This window comes from Sphingobium scionense, assembly GCF_014197035.1.
GTDB classification, from domain to species: Bacteria; Pseudomonadota; Alphaproteobacteria; order Sphingomonadales; family Sphingomonadaceae; genus Sphingobium; species Sphingobium scionense.
Genome location: NZ_JACIEU010000002.1, coordinates 336,506 through 351,830 on the forward strand (window position 1 = coordinate 336,506; position 15,325 = coordinate 351,830).

Below are 15,325 nucleotides of genomic sequence, written 5' to 3' on the forward strand. Positions count from 1 at the left end.
GTAGTGGAGCGGGCTTTGCCGGGCTTATGCCAGCGTGACGAAGCTGTCCATCACCCGCTTGCGGCCGGCGGTTTCGAAGTCGATTTCCAGCTTGTTGCCTTCGATCGCGGCGATCGTGCCATAGCCGAATTTCTGGTGGAAGACGCGCTGGCCGAGCGAGACATCGTCGCGGCCCTTGTTGCCGAGCGAAACGGCGGAGGTGCGGGCTTCGACGACGCGTACCGGTTCGCGGCTGAACTGGCCGCCTGTCTGGGCGCGTTGCCAGCCGGGGCCACGCGACGAACCGCGCGCGACATTGGCGAAGGGATCGTCCCGTTCGGACCAGTTGGCGCGCCAGAGCGAGGCACCGCCGGACATGCTGCTTTCCTCATCCACATGTTCGGGCGGCAATTCGCCGACGAAGCGGGAGGGGATGGAGCTGGTCCACTGGCCATAGATGCGGCGGTTGGCGGCATGAAGGATGGTGCAGCGCTTGCGCGCGCGGGTGATCGCCACATAGGCGAGGCGCCGTTCCTCCTCCAGGCTGTTGAGCCCGCCCTCGTCGAGCGCGCGCTGCGAGGGGAAAATGCCTTCCTCCCAGCCGGCGAGGAAGACATTGTCGAATTCCAGCCCCTTGGCCGCGTGGATGGTCATGATGGTAAGCTTGCGCTCATCCTGCTGCGCCTCATTATCCATGACCAGACTGACATGTTCGAGGAAGGCGCCCAGCGTCTCATATTCCTCCATCGCGCGGGCGAGTTCGGACAGGTTCTCCAGGCGCCCGGCGCTTTCGGTGGAGCGTTCAGCCTGGAGCGTGGCGGTATAGCCGCTTTCGTCCAGTATCTGGCGGGCCAGTTCGGCATGGGGCAATTGCCCGGCACGGTCGCGCCAGCGGGCGAGGTCGCCGATGAAGGCGCCGAGTGCGCGGCGCGCCTGGGGCGTCAGTTCGTCGGTGTCGAGGATGCGGGCGGCGGCGAGGGCGAGGGGAATGCCCTCTGCCCGCGCCAGCCGGTGCAGCTTCTCGACCGCCTTGTCGCCCAGGCCGCGCTTGGGGACGTTGACGATGCGTTCGAAGGCCAGATCGTCGGCCGGCTGATTGACGAGGCGCAGATAGGCGAGCGCATCCCGGATTTCGGCGCGCTCATAGAAGCGGAAGCCGCCGACGATGCGATAGGGCAGGCCGATCTGGATGAAGCGGTCTTCGAACTCGCGGGTCTGGTGCTGGGCGCGGACGAGGATCGCCACCTCATCCAGTGATCCGCCGGCGCGGGCGATCGCCTCGATCTCGTCGCCGACGCGGCGGGCTTCCTCCGGGCCGTCCCACACGCCGAGCACCCGCACCTTTTCGCCGACATCGATGTCGGTCCACAATGTCTTGCCCAGGCGATTGCCATTTTCCGCGATCACACCGGACGCGGCGCCCAATATGTGCGGAGTGGAGCGGTAATTCTGTTCCAGCCGGACGATTACGGCGCCAGGAAAATCCTTTTCGAACCGCAGGATATTGGCGACTTCTGCGCCGCGCCATGAATATATGGACTGGTCGTCGTCGCCGACGCAGCAAATATTCTTCCGGGTCTGGGCGAGCAGGCGGAGCCAGAGATACTGGCTGCTATTGGTATCCTGATATTCGTCCACCATGATATATTTGAAGCGCTGCTGATATTGCTCCAGCACGTCGCGGTGGCGCTTCAATATGGTCAGAACATGCAGAAGCAAATCACCGAAATCGCAGGCATTCACCTCGCGCAGGCGGGTTTGATAGGCGGCATAGAGCTTCTGCCCCTTGCCATGGGCATAGCCCTCCGCCTCGCCGGCACCGACCTCCTCCGGGGTGAGGCCCTTATTCTTCCACTGGTCGATGAGGCCAGCGAGCTGGCGGGCAGGCCAGCGCTTCTCGTCGATCCCCTCGGCCTGGATCAGCTGCTTCATCAGGCGCAGCTGGTCATCGGTGTCGAGGATGGTGAAATTGGACTGGAGCCCGACCAGTTCGGCATGGCGGCGCAGCATCTTGGCGGCGATCGCGTGGAAGGTGCCGAGCCAGGGCATGCCCTCGACCGCCGGGCCGATCATCCGGCCGACACGCTCGCGCATTTCCCGTGCCGCCTTGTTGGTGAAGGTGACGGCCAGGATTTCCGAGGGCCAGGCGCGCTGGGTCGCGACCAGATGGGCGAGGCGGGCGGTCAGTGCCGCCGTCTTGCCCGTGCCCGCACCGGCCAGCACCAGCACCGGTCCCTCCGTGGTCAGCACAGCCTGACGCTGCGGTTCGTTGAGCCCCTTCAGATAGGGCGGGTCATTGGGAGAGGGGGCAGGCACGGTCATGGGCGATCAACTAGGGATGGGTGGTTGCGGGGGCAAGGGCGGATGGCCTTGCGGCGGGCCGCAATCTATGAGAACAAAAAGAGAATCACGCAAGATGCGAATGGAGCAAGATGATGGTGACGGGGCGGTGCCAGTGCGGGGCGATCCATTATGCGGCGGAGGGCGAGCCGGTTTACAGCGCACTCTGCCATTGCAGCGATTGCCGGATGAGCGCGGGCGCGCCGATGGTCGGCTGGGCGCTGTTCCCGCATGACAAGGTGACGATAGAGGGCGATCCGGTGACCTATCAGTCGTCGGACAATGCGACCCGCCATTTCTGCGGCACCTGCGGCACGGGCCTGTTCTACACCAATCCGACGGTGTTTCCCGGCATGATCGACATTCAAAGTGCGACGCTGGACGACCAGGGCGCCTTTCCGCCGGCGGTGCATATCCAGTTTGCCGAGGCGGCACCGTGGATGGCGGCGGCGCATGACCTGCCCCGGTTCGATCGATATCCGGCGGACTGAGCGCGCGACCGGCGTCAGCGGCGGCACGGTTCGTCGCTGGCGCCGGGAACGGAGAGGCGGGATGGCCGGTTTCTCCCTTGCTCGGGGCAAGGAGAGAAGGACCAGCCCGATGAAGATCATCATGATTGCCGGCTTTGTTGCCCTGTCGATGGCAGCGCTGCCCGGTCAGGCCGGGGCGCAGGCGATGTCGCCGCCGGCCCAGAGCCAGGATCCCAATGCCGCACAACCGACCGGCGCGGTGCCGGCGGAGACCGGCATGGTGCCCGCCCCTGCGGACGTGCCACGCGATCCGGCCGCGCCGGTGGGCACGGCGGCCAATCCGGTGACGGTGGGTGGCAACATGACGCCGCCGCCGACCGAGGCGAAGGCCTATCCGGTTTGCGGCAAGGGCGTGCAGGATGGTTGTGTCAATCCGGGCGAGGCAAAGAAGCGGATGCGCAGGCCGGGCTGAGGTCAGGTTCGGGATCGGCCGATGCCGGGCTGGGCAGGGCGGCGATGAGCGCTGCGAGACCTGCCCGATTGCGCGCCGCATCGGCCAGGCTGTAGCCATCCAGCACCGTCAGGAAGGCGCCGACCGCCTGCGCCAATATGCCTGACAGGCCGCAGGCCGGACGGATCGCGCAGGATGCGCAATCGGCCATCGCCATGTCCGGCTCGCTATGGCGCACCACTGCGCTGATGCGGATGTCGGCAGGGTCGGCGGCAAGGGCGAAGCCACCGCCCCGACCGCGCTGGGTACGGATGAAGCCGCCCTGACCCAGGCTATAGACCACCTTCATCAGATGATTGCGCGACAGGCCATAGGCATCGGCAATTTCCGGGATCGTCGCCCGTCCGCTAGGCACGGCGGCGAGGTGGATCAGCACGCGCAGCGCATAGTCGGTATGGCGGGTCAATTGCATCGCGCCCTCCTATCGTGCGGGCAGGGTGGTATAAACATATATTCAATTTACATCTTAAAAGATGCCTATTAAATGAACCTTATCGAGTCTCCGATGAGGAACCTGCCATGAGCGAAAACCTGTCCCCCGAAACCATCGCCATCGTGAAGGCGACCGGCCCGGCGTTGCGCCGTCATGGCGTCGAGATCACCACCCGCATGTATGCGCGGCTGTTCGAGGATGCGTCGATCAAGGACATGTTCGACCAGGCCGCGCAGGCCAGCGGCGAGCAGCCGCGCCGGCTGGCGGCGGCGATCCTGGGCTTTGCGGAGAATGTCGACAAGTTGCAGGCGCTGGACGGGGCGATCGCGCGGATGGTGCAGCGCCATGTCGATACGGGCGTGCAGCCGGACCATTATCCCAAGGTGGCGGCCGCGCTGCTGCCGGCGATCCGCGACGTGCTGGGCGAAGAGGTGGCGACCGACGAAGTGCTGGGCGCCTGGGCGGAAGCTTATACGTTCCTGGCCAATATCCTGATCGGCAAGGAAAAGGCGGCCTACGCAGAGGCCGCCTGACCGACCATCTGGCCAATTATCTGGTGGGCGGCGTGCCGACGGCGCCGGTGCCGAAGCCACTTTCCATCACTGGCCGGCCGAACTTGTCGACATAGCTGGACGCGGCGATGCCGGGGTGTTGGCCGTCGACGCCGCTGAGGCGGGCATAGACGAGGGCAATGTCGGCTGTGTAGCAGCGCTTGGGCTTGCCCGAGCGGCAGGCGGCCGGATGGGCTGGCGCTTCGGCCGGGCGGGCGTAGAGGGTTGCCGTCTCTGCGCCGCCGAGCCGGCTGCTGCGGCCGGATGCATCGTGGATTTCGACATAGCGATAGCCATTTTCCTGCGCCAGTTCTGCGGCGCGATAGATGGCGAAGTCGATCGCGATGGCGCTGCCGATATGGCTGATGCCGGCGTCGACCTGCCAGAAGCCATCCTTCGTCAGCTTATCCTTATAGCCGTCGCCCCGGCTGTTCATCGGACCGTAGAAATAGCGGCTGTCCGCCGGCTGGGCATCGACCGCCACGGCCGTCAGCGTTGCCAGCATGGCAAAGGCATATCGAAAAGGCATGGATCATCCCCCCTTGGACCGAAACAGGGGCGGTCTAGGGGGCTGGTCTTAAGGTCCGGTTATCCGCCGCCGATGCTCAGACTTCGGGCGCGCTATCCTCTGGGCGGAGCAGGGTGAGGCGCGCCTTGCCGACGTCGCGCACGGCATCGACGGCGAAGCCCTTGACCAATACATCCTCGCGCCGGTCGGTTTCGATGCTGATCCAGGTGGCGGGGCTGGTCCAGCCCAGGCGCGCCAGCTTGTCGAGCGCGACCTGGCCCGCGCCGGTGTCATAGGGCGGGTCCATGAAGATGAGGTCGAGCGGCGTCTTCGTCGGGCCGAGCGACAGCACGCTGGTCTGGCGGATGTCCGGGCGCAGGCCGAGCTTGTCGCCATTGGCGCGGATCGCATCGATCGCTGGCTTGTCCTGCTCGACGAACAGGCAGGTGGCGGCCCCGCGCGACAGAGCTTCAAAGCCCAGCGCGCCCGAGCCGGCGAAGAAATCGCCCACAGCCAGTCCCTCGAACGATCCCAGCCGGCTCGCCAGCATCGAAAAGAGCGTCTCACGCGTGCGGTCGCCGGTGGGGCGAGTGGCGTCGCCCTTGGGCGCGACCAGCGGACGGCCGCGCCATTGACCCGAGATGATTCTCATTTCTGTGCTTTCTTCAGACTGCTGCGGAAGGCGACCAGATCATGCTGGCGCACTTCCTCGACCGCGCCGCTGGCCAGTTCGCCCAGCTCGAACGGGCCGTAGCTGGTGCGGATCAGGCGATTGACCTTGAGCTCGAAATGTTCGAGCACGCGGCGCACTTCGCGGTTCTTGCCTTCGGTCAGGGTCATTTCGATCCACTGGTTGCGGCCGGTGCGGCGTTCCAGATTAGCCTCGATCGGGCCATATTGGATGCCGTCGATCTCGATGCCGTCGAACAGATCCTCCAGTTGCTGCTGGCTGACCTCGCCAAAGGCGCGGGCGCGATAGGTGCGCGGCACGCCGGTCGAGGGCAATTCCATCTCGCGCTTGAACTCGCCATCGGTGGTGAGCAGCAACAGCCCCTCGGTATTCATGTCGAGCCGACCGATCGGCATCAGGCGCGGCAGGTCGTCGGGCAGGATGTCGTAGATGGTCGGGCGACCGGCGGGATCGCGCTCGGTGGTGAGGAAGCCGGTCGGCTTGTGGAACAGGAACAGGCGGGCGGGCGCGGGCGCGGCGACCGGATCGCCGTCGACGGTGACGCCATGGAGCGAGGTGAGCAGCGTCGCGGGGGTGTCGATCGTGACGCCGTCCTTGGCGATACGGCCTTCCTCGATCATCCGCTCGATCTCGCGGCGCGAGGCGATGCCGGCGCGGGCGAGCAGCTTGGCGATGCGCTGCGGTTCGCCCTTGCCGCTGGTTTCCGCAGCGGCGCGGGCCGGGTGCGGGTTGGCGACATGGGGGGCAGCCGGCTTCTTGCTGCCGGGGCGGCGCGGCGGATAGGATGTGCCGGGCGTGCGACCTTCGGGGCGCGGGCGGGCCGGGCGGTCACCGAAAGCGGGGCGGGCGGCACGATCGCCAAAGGGCGCGCGGGCGGGGCGATCAGCGGCGGCGCGCTCGGGGCGCTTGCCTTCGGTCGGGCGACCGCTGCGGACGGGGCGTTCGGCGCGATCCGGCTGGGCGGCGCGATCGGGGCGGGCACGGGCAGGGCGTTCGCTGCGTTCACCCCGGGCCTCGCCGAAGCGGCCACGGCCTTCGCCGGCGGCGTTGCGATCCGGACGTGCGCCACGGGCCGGGCGTTCGCCACGGCCTTCTTCGCGGTTTCCGGCAAAGCGACCAGCACGGCCTTCGCCCGAAGCGCTGCGATCGGGGCGGGTGCCGCGACCTTCGCCGCGTTCGCTCCGGCCCTCGCCGAAGCGATTGCCACGGGCCTCGCCGGGGCCATTGCGATCGGGGCGCGGGCCGCGATCGGGGCGCTCGCCACGCGGGGCGGGGCGGTCCGAACGGCCTTCGTTCCGGCTGTCAAAACGACCTTCGTTACGACCCTCGGATCGGGCCGGGCGACGGCCAGTGCCGCGATCGGCGCCGCCACGCGATCCGGGGCCGGAGGGACGCTTGGGACCGCCCGGACCTGACCGGCGCGGCGGACCAGATTTTTTTGGCGGTTCCACTTGATGCATTCCTTTTCGTGACGGGTGGCCATCCCCATATCAGGGCGGCATGTGCAATATGATGAACGGTGCCATAGCGCCGTCCATGTGAACGGCAAAGCCCCGGCCGGGCGCAACCCGGCGCCGGGGCGCGGCGTTGGTCGGTTGCATGGCGGAAACGGGGCAGGACAGCAAATGTTTTTCGGGCGAATCAGAGGGGACGACACCGCCAGGGATGGGGCCAGAGAAGCAGCGGTGGCGCCGCGCAGCGCCATCCGTAGCGTGCTGGTGGTGGAGGATGAGCCGCTCGTCGCCTTCGACCATGAGCATATCCTGTCTCAGGCGGGCTATCGCATCGCCGCCACCGTCGACAGCCATGCCCATGCTGCCCGCGTGATCGATGCCGGCTCGGTCGACCTAGTCGTCACCGACGTCAATCTGCGCGGCGGGCGCTGCGGCATAGAGGTCGCGCGCCACGCCCATGCGCGACAGTTGCCGGTGCTGTTCGTCACCGGCGCCTGTCCCGTCGATGCACGGTCGCTGGCGGTCGGTTGCCTCGCCAAGCCCTTCGCCCCGCGCGATCTGCTGGCGGCGATCGCGGTGGTCGATGCGGTACTGGCCGGGCGTGCGCCACCACGCAAGCCGCGCGGCATGAAGCTGTTCGCCGAGATCGCCTGAAGCCGGGCTGATCGGGGGCAGGCAGGCGGCCGTGCCGCTTGCCTCTGCCGCATTTGCTCATATGGTGGCGCCCGGATCGCATCATCGGGGGCATCACAGATCATGACGGAATTGGCCGGCGGCACGCGCAGCTGGAGCGACGCGGTAAAGCCCTATGTCCAGAAGGAGCCGCTGGCGGCCTTCTTCCTGGGCGTTTCGTCAGGCTTTCCCTATGCGATGATCGGCGCGACGCTGACGACGCGGCTGGCGCAGGACGGCATCGACAAGAAGGCGGTGACTGCCTTCACGCTCGCTTTCCTGGTTTACAACCTCAAATGGCTATGGGCGTGGATGGTCGATGGCGTGCGCCTGCCGATCATCGGCCGGCTGGGGCAGCGCGTATCATGGCTGTTGCTGACCGGTGTGCTGGTGATGGCAGCGGTCGCCAATCTGGCACTGGTCGATCCCGCGGCCGGCCTGTTGCAGACCGCCTATGCCGCGATCCTGGTCGGGGCGGCCGGAGCGACCTTCGACATCGTGATCGACGCCTATCGGATTGAGACGCTGAAACCCGAGCAACTGGGCGTAGGCTCCGGCATGTCGCAATATGGCTGGCGGATCGGGTCGGTGGCGGCCGGTGCGCTGGCGCTGGTACTGGCGGCACGGATCGGCTGGCATGGCGCTTATCTGGCCTGCGCGGTCTTCGCCCTGCCAGCGATGCTGACCGGGCTGGTGCTGGGCGAACCGGAGCGACATCGCGAGGCGGCGGCGCGGCGCGGCATGGGCGAGGTATGGCAGTCGATCGCGGGTCCGCTGGTGGAGTTTTTCCGCCGCCGGGGCGCGGTGCTCGTCCTCTGCTTCATCCTGCTGCACAAGATCGGCGACACGCTCGCCAACCTCACTTTCCGCCTGCTGTTCGACGACATGGGCTACAGCAATGACGAGATCGCCATCTACGATGTGGGGATCGGCTTCTGGGCCTATCTGATCGGCATCTTCGTCGGCGGCATCCTCTATGCCCGTATGGGCATGAAGCGGTCGGTGCTGGTCAGTCTGGTGCTGATGTGCGTGTCCAATTTCAGCTTCGCCGCGCTGGCTGCGTTGGGCAAGAGCAACTGGGGCATGGCCGGCGCGATCGGCTTCGAGAATTTCGCGAGCGGCATCGGTGGGGTCACCGTCGTCGCCTATTTCTCGGCGCTGTGCGATCTGCGCTTCACCGCTGCCCAATATGCGCTGATCTCGGCCGCGGCGAGCATCGTTGGCCGTTTCCTGACCGGGACGACCGCCGGCGCGCTGATCGAGCGGTTCGGCTATGTCGATTTCTATCTGCTGACTACGGCGCTGGCGGTGCCGGGCATATTGCTGTTCTGGCTGATGATGCGGGCCGGGCTGATCGACGCGAGCATCGGCACGGCGGCAACCGCCGACAGCGACAAGGCGGGCGGAAGCGCCACATGATCTTCCTCGTCGCCTCCATCTGTATCCAGATCATCTGCGCGGTCGATGTCGTGCGCAGCGGCCGCAACCAGATCTGGATGCTGTTCATCTTCCTCTTCTCGCTGGCGGGCTGCTTTGCCTATCTGATGCTGGAGGTGCTGCCGGCCTATTGGGGCAATCGCCATCTGCGCACGGCGCGCAGCCAGGTGGTCGGCAAGGTCGATCCGGAACGCGGCCTGCGCAGGGCGCGGGCTGATCTGGACCTGGCGGAGACCGCCGCCAACCAGATCGCGCTGGGCGACGCGCTGCTCGACCTTGGCCGCTTTGCCGAGGCGGAGGCGGCCTATCGCAAGGGGCTGGCGCTGGGGCCGGGGCAGGATGCGACGACGCAGGTGAAGCTGGCGCAGACGCTGTTCGAATTGGGGCGCAGCCGCGACGGGCTGGCACAACTGGACGGCGTGCCGGAGGTCAGCCGGGGTAGCGAATGGGATCGGCGCGCGCTGCTGCGGGCGCGGATGCTGGCCGATATCGGCGAGGATGCGCAGGCGCGCCTGCTGTTCGAGGATGTGATGAGCCGCTATGCCGGCGAGGAGGCGCGCTGCCATTATGCCGCCTTCCTGCTGGAGCAGGGTGACCGGCTGCGCGCACGGCAGATATTGGAGGAGGTCGAGCAGCGGGCCAGGCGGCTCGACCGCACCCAGCGCGCCGCCCAGGCCGAGATGTATCGCTGGGCCGGCGAGCGGCTGGCGGAGTTGCGGAAAGCGGCGGCTTAATTCGCCGCGTAGAGGTCCAGCGGCCGGCCAAGGTCGCTATGCGCCTGCGCCACCGCCTGCAGGCAGGTGAGCGCGCCCAGCGCATCGTCATTGCCCAGCAGTCCCGAGACATTGTCGAAGGCGGTATGCGGATCGCGCAGCGCATCGCCCACCGCCTGCATGATCGCCGCCTCGTCCGCCGTCATCCGCGCGCAGCAGCAGGGCGCGACCAGGATCTTGCGGCTGGCGGCGCGCGCCAGTTCCAGCATCATTGCGCGCATCAGCACCAGGGGCCGGCGATAGCTTTTGCCGAAGGCGCCCAGCATCGCATTGGCGGCATGGGCGTCATTGACCCCGGCCGTCGCCATGCGGCGCATGACAAACAGGAACAGTCGATTGCCATAGCCGCCCGGAATGGGCCGGGGCAGTTCGACGGGGTAGCTTTCTCCATATGCCATGCGGGTGCGCCTTTGTGTGACTCGGGGACACACAAGCTACGCTATTGCGAGGCATTCGCAAGTCTAAATCAATCGGGCAATTGTCCGTTCAACCGCAAAATCTCTCCGGCCATATAGAGCGAGCCGGCGATCAGGATGATCGGTGCCGCATCCTGGGCATGGGCGGCGTCCTGCGCGATGGCGGCGATCGCCGCCTGCGGGCCGTCATGGGCGGTGCAGCCTATGCCCCAGCGGGCGGCGACGGCGGCGAAGCGTTCGGGCGGATGATGGTCATGCCCCGGCACCGGCAGCGCGTGGACATGGGCGATCCGGCCGCCGAACGGCGCGAGATAGGCGTCCATATCCTTGTTGGCGAGCATGCCGATGACGAGCTGGATCTGGCGGCTGTGCAGCCGGTCGGCGGTGAAGAAGGCGCTGATCGCCTGGCCGGCAGCCTCGTTATGGCCACCATCGAGCCAGGCTTCGGCCGCGTCGGGCAGGGCAGCGAGCAACGGACCGTGTTCCAGTCGCTGCAGCCGGGCGGGCCAGTGCGCCCAGAGCGGCGCGGCCTTCAGCGCTGCCTCGCTGACCGGCACGGCCTGCTGGTGGCGCAGCATGGCGATCGCGAGGGCGACATTCTGGACCTGATGCGCGCCGGGCAGGCGCGGCATCGGCACGTCGACATGGCCCTGTTCGTCGCGATAATGGACCCGGTCGCGATAGACGGCGGCGTCCCAGGCGTCGCCCATGGCGAGCCATCGGGTACCGGCACGATCCGCGGCGTCCTGCATCACCGGGGCGAGGGTGGCGTCGTAACGCTGCGTGACCAGCGGGGCGCCGGGCTTGGCGATGCCGGCCTTTTCCGCGGCGATCACGGGCAGCGTGTCGCCCAGGAAGGCCTGATGATCGATACCGAGCTGGGCGATGCCGCAGACGACCGGATCGACGATGACGTTGGTGGCGTCGAGCCGCCCGCCAAGGCCGACCTCGATGATGCAGGCATCGGCATCATGTTCGGCAAAGGCGAGAAAGGCGGCGGCGGTCGTCACCTCGAAGAAGCTGGCACCGATCCCTTCGGCCACGTCGAGCACGCGGGCGAGATAGGCGGCGAGCATGGCATCGTCGATCAGCTTGCCGGCGATGCGGATGCGTTCGTTGAAGCGGACCAGATGGGGTGAGGTGAAGACATGGACGGTCTTGCCGTCCGCTTCCAGCGCGGCGCGCAGGAAGGCGCAGGTCGACCCCTTGCCGTTGGTGCCGGCGACATGGAAGACCGGCGGCAGGCGACGGTGCGGATCGTCCAGTCGCTCCAGCAGCCGGGTGATCCGCTCCAGTCCCAATATGTCGGCGCCGGGGGACAGCGACCAGAGCCGGTCAAGCTGGGCCTGGACCTGCGGGTCGTCCGAAACGGCATGGTCGGCCATGGCGCGCTGATCCCCCTATCGCGCTTTTGAGGCTCAGGCGGCGGCGCGCGGCGTCAGATAGCCGATCACGCGGGCCAGCGTGTCGCGCAGTTCGCTGCGATGGACCACCATGTCGAGCATGCCATGGTCGAGCAGATATTCGGCGCGCTGGAAACCTTCGGGCAGCTTTTCGCGGATCGTGCTTTCGATGACGCGCTGGCCGGCGAAGCCGATCAGGGCATTGGGCTCCGAAATCTGGATATCGCCCAGCATCGCATAGCTGGCGGTGACGCCGCCGGTGGTCGGATCGGTCAGCACGACGATATAGGGCAGGCCGGCGGCGTGCAGCTTGCGGATCGCCACGGTGGAGCGCGGCATCTGCATCAGCGAAAGAATGCCTTCCTGCATGCGCGCGCCGCCGGCAGCGGTGAAGATGACATAAGGGCATTTATGCGCGATCGCGTCGTTGATGCCCTGGATGAAGGCCGCGCCCACGCCCATGCCCATGGAACCGCCCATGAAGGCGAAATTCTGGACGCCCATGACCAGCGGCACATCGTCGATCGCGCCGCGCGCGTTGATGAGCGCGTCCTGGTCGCCGGTGGAAGCGCGGGCGGCCTTGATCCGGTCGGGGTAGCGCTTGCTATCCCGGAACTTCAGCGGGTCTTCCGGCACGCTGGGCGTCGGCAGCAGGATGAAGCCGGCGTCGAGGATCTGCTCGAACCGATCCGACGGGCCGATGCGGCCGTGATGGTCACAGCGCGGGCAGACCGAGAGATTTTCCTCCCATTCCTTGATGAAGACCATTTCCTTGCACGACGGGCATTGGTGCCAGAGCGTTTCGGCGGTGGTTTCCTTCTTGGTGAAGGGCAGGGCGTTACGAACGCGGTTGATCCAGCTCATGCTGCGGTCTCCCGGATAGAAGTGGTGAGGGCGCCGCTGAGCGACGCGACGAATTCCTGGACGAAGGGCGCGGCGGCATCGCCATGCGAGCCGACGATGTCGACGATCGCCGAACCGACCACCACGCCATCGGCAACGCGGCCGATAGCGGCCGCCTGTTCGGGCGTGCGCACGCCGAAGCCGACCGCAATCGGCAGGTCGGTGGCGGCCTTCAGCCGATCAACCGCCATTTCGATATTGGCCTGTGCCGCCTGCTGCTTGCCGGTAATGCCGGCGACGGCGACATGATAGAGGAAGCCGCTGGCGCCGTTCAGCACGGCGGGCAGGCGGGCGGCGTCCGTGGTCGGGGTCGCAAGGCGGACGAGATGGACGCCGACGGCGCGCAGGGCGGGGCCGAGTTCGGCATCTTCCTCCGGCGGGATATCGACGCAGATCACGCCGTCGACACCGGCGGCCTGGCACTGGTCGGCGAACCAGTCGGACCCGCGCGCCAGCATCGGATTGGCATAGCCCATCAGGATCAGCGGCGTTTCGGGATGGCGCGCACGGAAATCGGCGGCCAGCGCGAAAACATCCTTCGTCTTGGTGCCGGAGCCGAGGCTGCGCAGGTTCGCCAGTTCGATCGCCGGGCCGTCGGCCATCGGATCGGTGAAGGGCATGCCCAGTTCGATGATGTCGGCGCCGCCCGCGACCAGCGCATCGAGGATGGCGGGGGTCGAGGCGACGTCCGGGTCACCGGCGGTCACGAAGGTGATGAGGGCGGCGCGGCCCTGCGCCTTGCAGGCGGCGAAGCGGGTGGCGAGACGATCCATGCTCACATCTCCACTCCCAGCGCGTCGGCGACGGTGAAGATATCCTTGTCTCCCCGGCCCGACAGGTTGACGACGATGATCTTGTCCGCGTCCAGCGTCGGCGCGACCTGTTCGGCCGCGGCCACGGCATGGGCGGATTCGAGCGCGGGGATGATGCCTTCGAGGCGCGAGAGGGTCTGGAAGCTTTCCAGCGCCTCGTCATCCTTGATCGGCAGATATTTCACCCGGCCGATCTCATGCAGCCAGCTATGTTCCGGGCCGATGCCGGGATAGTCGAGACCGGCAGAAATGCTGTGCGCTTCGGTGATCTGGCCGTCTTCGTCCTGGAGCAGATAGGTGCGGTTGCCGTGCAGGATGCCCGATGCGCCGCCGGCGAGGCTGGCGGCATGCTTCTTGTCGAGGCCTTCGCCGGCCGCTTCCACGCCGATCATTGCTACTTCGGGATCGTCGAGGAACGGGTGGAACATGCCGATGGCGTTGGAGCCGCCGCCCACCGGGGCGATCAGCATGTCGGGCAGGCGACCTTCGGCCTCCATGATCTGCGCGCGGATTTCCTTGCCGATGATCGACTGGAAATCGCGCACCAGTTCCGGATAGGGGTGCGGGCCGGCGGCGGTGCCGATGATGTAGAAAGTGTCATGGACGTTCGACACCCAGTAGCGCAGGGCGTCGTTCATCGAATCCTTGAGCGTCGAGGAGCCGGAATGGACCGGGATCACCTCTGCGCCGAGCAGCTTCATGCGGAAGACGTTGGGCTTCTGCCGCTCGACATCCTTGGCGCCCATGAAGATCTTGCATTCCATGCCGAACAGGGCGGCGACGGTCGCGGTGGCGACGCCATGCTGGCCTGCGCCGGTTTCGGCGATGACCTTCTTCTTGCCCATGCGGCGGGCGAGCAGGGCCTGGCCGATGCAATTGTTGATCTTGTGCGCGCCGGTGTGGTTGAGTTCCTCGCGCTTCAGGTAGATCTTGGCACCCTTGCCCGGTTCCGCCTTGGCGCGCAGCGCTTCGGTCAGCCGCTGCGCATAATAAAGCGGGTTGGGGCGGCCGACATAGGAGCGCAGCAGCTCGGCATATTCGGCGTGAAATTCCGGATCGACCTTGGCCGCCTTGTAGACCTTTTCCAGCTCCAGGATCAGCGGCATCAGCGTTTCGGCGACATAACGGCCGCCAAAGGCGCCGAAATGGCCATTGTCGTCGGGCTGGCTGCGGAGGCTGTTGGCCAGAGCGGCAGAATGGGTGATGGTGTCGGTCATGAATATCTTTCCGGGGACAAATGATGGGCGTTCGCTTGTGGTCAGGAAGCGATCAGCGCCATCGTCCTTCGATGCGCATGGCAGGGGCGTTCAGCGTCAACATGCCGACACCGCTTTGCAGAAGGCCATGATCTTGTCCACACTCTTGATGCCCGGCGCATCCTCGACGCCCGAAGAAACGTCGATCAGCGGCGTGCCGGTCAGGCGGATCGCATCGCACACATTGTCGATGCCAAGGCCACCGGAAAGCCCCCAGGGCGCGGGCATGGCGACGCCGCGCAGCAAGGTCCAGTCAAAGCGCAGGCCCATGCCGCCGGGCAGCGCCGCGCCATCGGGCGTCTTCGCGTCGAACAGCAGCCGGTCGACCGTGCCGGCATAGGCCTGGGCAGAGTCGATATCGGCGCGGGTCTTGACCGAAATAGCCTTCCACACCGGCAGGCCGAAACGCTGGCGGATGGCGGCGGCCCGCTCCGGGCTTTCCTTGCCATGAAGTTGCAGGGCGCTGAGCGCACCGGTGCCGGTCAGGCGCGACAGTTGTTCGTCATCGGCATCGACGACCACGGCGACGCGATCGACATGGGGCGGGACAGCGGCGGCGAGTGTGCGCATCCGGTCGGGTTCGACATGGCGCGGGCTCTTGGGGAAATGGACGAAGCCGACATGGCTCGCCCCCGCCTGCACGGCGGCGCCCACCGTCTCCGGGGTCGACAGGCCGCAGATCTTGATCGCGATTCGGGACATGGGCGGGCCTTTAG

At 66.8% G+C, this 15,325-nt stretch carries 17 protein-coding genes; 6 read left to right on the plus strand and 11 right to left on the minus strand.

The window, feature by feature from the left end:
- Positions 1–24: 24 nt before the first annotated feature.
- Positions 25–2,301, minus strand: coding sequence for an ATP-dependent helicase (locus GGQ90_RS03520; protein WP_188080839.1), 2,277 nt, complete (start codon positions 2,299–2,301; stop codon positions 25–27).
- A gap of 113 nt (positions 2,302–2,414) precedes the next feature.
- Between GGQ90_RS03520 and GGQ90_RS03525 the strand changes: the two genes are divergently transcribed.
- Together GGQ90_RS03525 and GGQ90_RS03530 are read left to right on the plus strand one after the other, a co-directional pair.
- Positions 2,415–2,810 (plus strand): GFA family protein, encoded by a 396-nt coding sequence (locus GGQ90_RS03525; RefSeq protein ID WP_188080840.1) that lies wholly within the window; start codon positions 2,415–2,417, stop codon positions 2,808–2,810.
- Between the two features lie 109 nt (positions 2,811–2,919).
- Complete coding sequence (locus GGQ90_RS03530) at positions 2,920–3,261, plus strand: hypothetical protein (RefSeq protein ID WP_188080841.1); 342 nt, start codon at positions 2,920–2,922, stop codon at positions 3,259–3,261.
- Here the strand turns inward: GGQ90_RS03530 and GGQ90_RS03535 are convergent.
- On the minus strand, positions 3,218–3,712 hold the full coding sequence (locus tag GGQ90_RS03535; RefSeq protein ID WP_188080842.1) for an Rrf2 family transcriptional regulator: 495 nt from the start codon (positions 3,710–3,712) through the stop codon (positions 3,218–3,220). The two genes, GGQ90_RS03530 and GGQ90_RS03535, sit on opposite strands and share 44 nt — an antisense overlap.
- A gap of 107 nt (positions 3,713–3,819) precedes the next feature.
- On the opposite strand from GGQ90_RS03535, the gene GGQ90_RS03540 reads away from it, so the two are divergent.
- Positions 3,820–4,266, plus strand: coding sequence for a globin domain-containing protein (locus tag GGQ90_RS03540; RefSeq protein ID WP_188080843.1), 447 nt, complete (start codon positions 3,820–3,822; stop codon positions 4,264–4,266).
- Between the two features lie 16 nt (positions 4,267–4,282).
- Here the strand turns inward: GGQ90_RS03540 and GGQ90_RS03545 are convergent, their stop codons facing one another.
- The 3 genes from GGQ90_RS03545 to GGQ90_RS03555 all read right to left on the minus strand — a co-directional run bounded on the left by GGQ90_RS03545 (position 4,283) and on the right by GGQ90_RS03555 (position 6,934).
- Positions 4,283–4,813, minus strand: coding sequence for a hypothetical protein (locus tag GGQ90_RS03545; RefSeq protein ID WP_188080844.1), 531 nt, complete (start codon positions 4,811–4,813; stop codon positions 4,283–4,285).
- Between the two features lie 76 nt (positions 4,814–4,889).
- Complete coding sequence (gene rsmD, locus GGQ90_RS03550) at positions 4,890–5,444, minus strand: 16S rRNA (guanine(966)-N(2))-methyltransferase RsmD (protein WP_188080845.1); 555 nt, start codon at positions 5,442–5,444, stop codon at positions 4,890–4,892.
- Positions 5,441–6,934, minus strand: coding sequence for a pseudouridine synthase (locus GGQ90_RS03555; RefSeq protein WP_188080846.1), 1,494 nt, complete (start codon positions 6,932–6,934; stop codon positions 5,441–5,443). Before GGQ90_RS03555 ends, rsmD begins: the two co-directional genes overlap by 4 nt.
- Positions 6,935–7,108: 174 nt before the next feature.
- On the opposite strand from GGQ90_RS03555, the gene GGQ90_RS03560 reads away from it, so the two are divergent.
- The 3 genes from GGQ90_RS03560 (at position 7,109) to GGQ90_RS03570 (ending at position 9,780) form a co-directional block, all read left to right on the plus strand.
- Positions 7,109–7,591 carry a response regulator gene (locus GGQ90_RS03560; protein ID WP_188080847.1) on the plus strand — a complete coding sequence of 161 codons (483 nt, stop codon included), beginning with the start codon at positions 7,109–7,111 and terminating at the stop codon, positions 7,589–7,591.
- Positions 7,592–7,693: 102 nt separating this feature from the next.
- Positions 7,694–9,028: an AmpG family muropeptide MFS transporter gene (locus GGQ90_RS03565; RefSeq protein ID WP_188080848.1), complete on the plus strand. Its 1,335-nt coding sequence runs from the start codon at positions 7,694–7,696 to the stop codon at positions 9,026–9,028.
- Positions 9,025–9,780 carry a tetratricopeptide repeat protein gene (locus tag GGQ90_RS03570; RefSeq protein WP_188080849.1) on the plus strand — a complete coding sequence of 252 codons (756 nt, stop codon included), beginning with the start codon at positions 9,025–9,027 and terminating at the stop codon, positions 9,778–9,780. Before GGQ90_RS03565 ends, GGQ90_RS03570 begins: the two co-directional genes overlap by 4 nt.
- Here GGQ90_RS03570 and GGQ90_RS03575 read toward each other — a convergent pair.
- The 6 genes from GGQ90_RS03575 to GGQ90_RS03600 all read right to left on the minus strand — a co-directional run bounded on the left by GGQ90_RS03575 (position 9,777) and on the right by GGQ90_RS03600 (position 15,311).
- Complete coding sequence (locus GGQ90_RS03575; protein WP_004207660.1) at positions 9,777–10,217, minus strand: DUF6628 family protein; 441 nt, start codon at positions 10,215–10,217, stop codon at positions 9,777–9,779. The genes GGQ90_RS03570 and GGQ90_RS03575 overlap by 4 nt on opposite strands.
- Before the next feature lie 68 nt (positions 10,218–10,285).
- The gene (locus GGQ90_RS03580) at positions 10,286–11,620 is read right to left on the minus strand and encodes a bifunctional folylpolyglutamate synthase/dihydrofolate synthase (RefSeq protein ID WP_188080850.1); all 1,335 of its coding nucleotides are present in this window, start codon (positions 11,618–11,620) and stop codon (positions 10,286–10,288) included.
- Positions 11,621–11,653: 33 nt separating this feature from the next.
- Positions 11,654–12,502, minus strand: coding sequence for an acetyl-CoA carboxylase, carboxyltransferase subunit beta (gene accD, locus GGQ90_RS03585; RefSeq protein WP_188080851.1), 849 nt, complete (start codon positions 12,500–12,502; stop codon positions 11,654–11,656).
- Positions 12,499–13,314 (minus strand): tryptophan synthase subunit alpha, encoded by an 816-nt coding sequence (gene trpA, locus GGQ90_RS03590; protein ID WP_188080852.1) that lies wholly within the window; start codon positions 13,312–13,314, stop codon positions 12,499–12,501. The genes accD and trpA overlap by 4 nt, the downstream gene beginning before the upstream one ends.
- A gap of 2 nt (positions 13,315–13,316) precedes the next feature.
- The gene (gene trpB, locus GGQ90_RS03595) at positions 13,317–14,570 is read right to left on the minus strand and encodes a tryptophan synthase subunit beta (protein ID WP_188080853.1); all 1,254 of its coding nucleotides are present in this window, start codon (positions 14,568–14,570) and stop codon (positions 13,317–13,319) included.
- 96 nt (positions 14,571–14,666) lie between these two features.
- Positions 14,667–15,311 carry a phosphoribosylanthranilate isomerase gene (locus GGQ90_RS03600; protein WP_188080854.1) on the minus strand — a complete coding sequence of 215 codons (645 nt, stop codon included), beginning with the start codon at positions 15,309–15,311 and terminating at the stop codon, positions 14,667–14,669.
- Positions 15,312–15,325 lie beyond the last annotated feature (14 nt).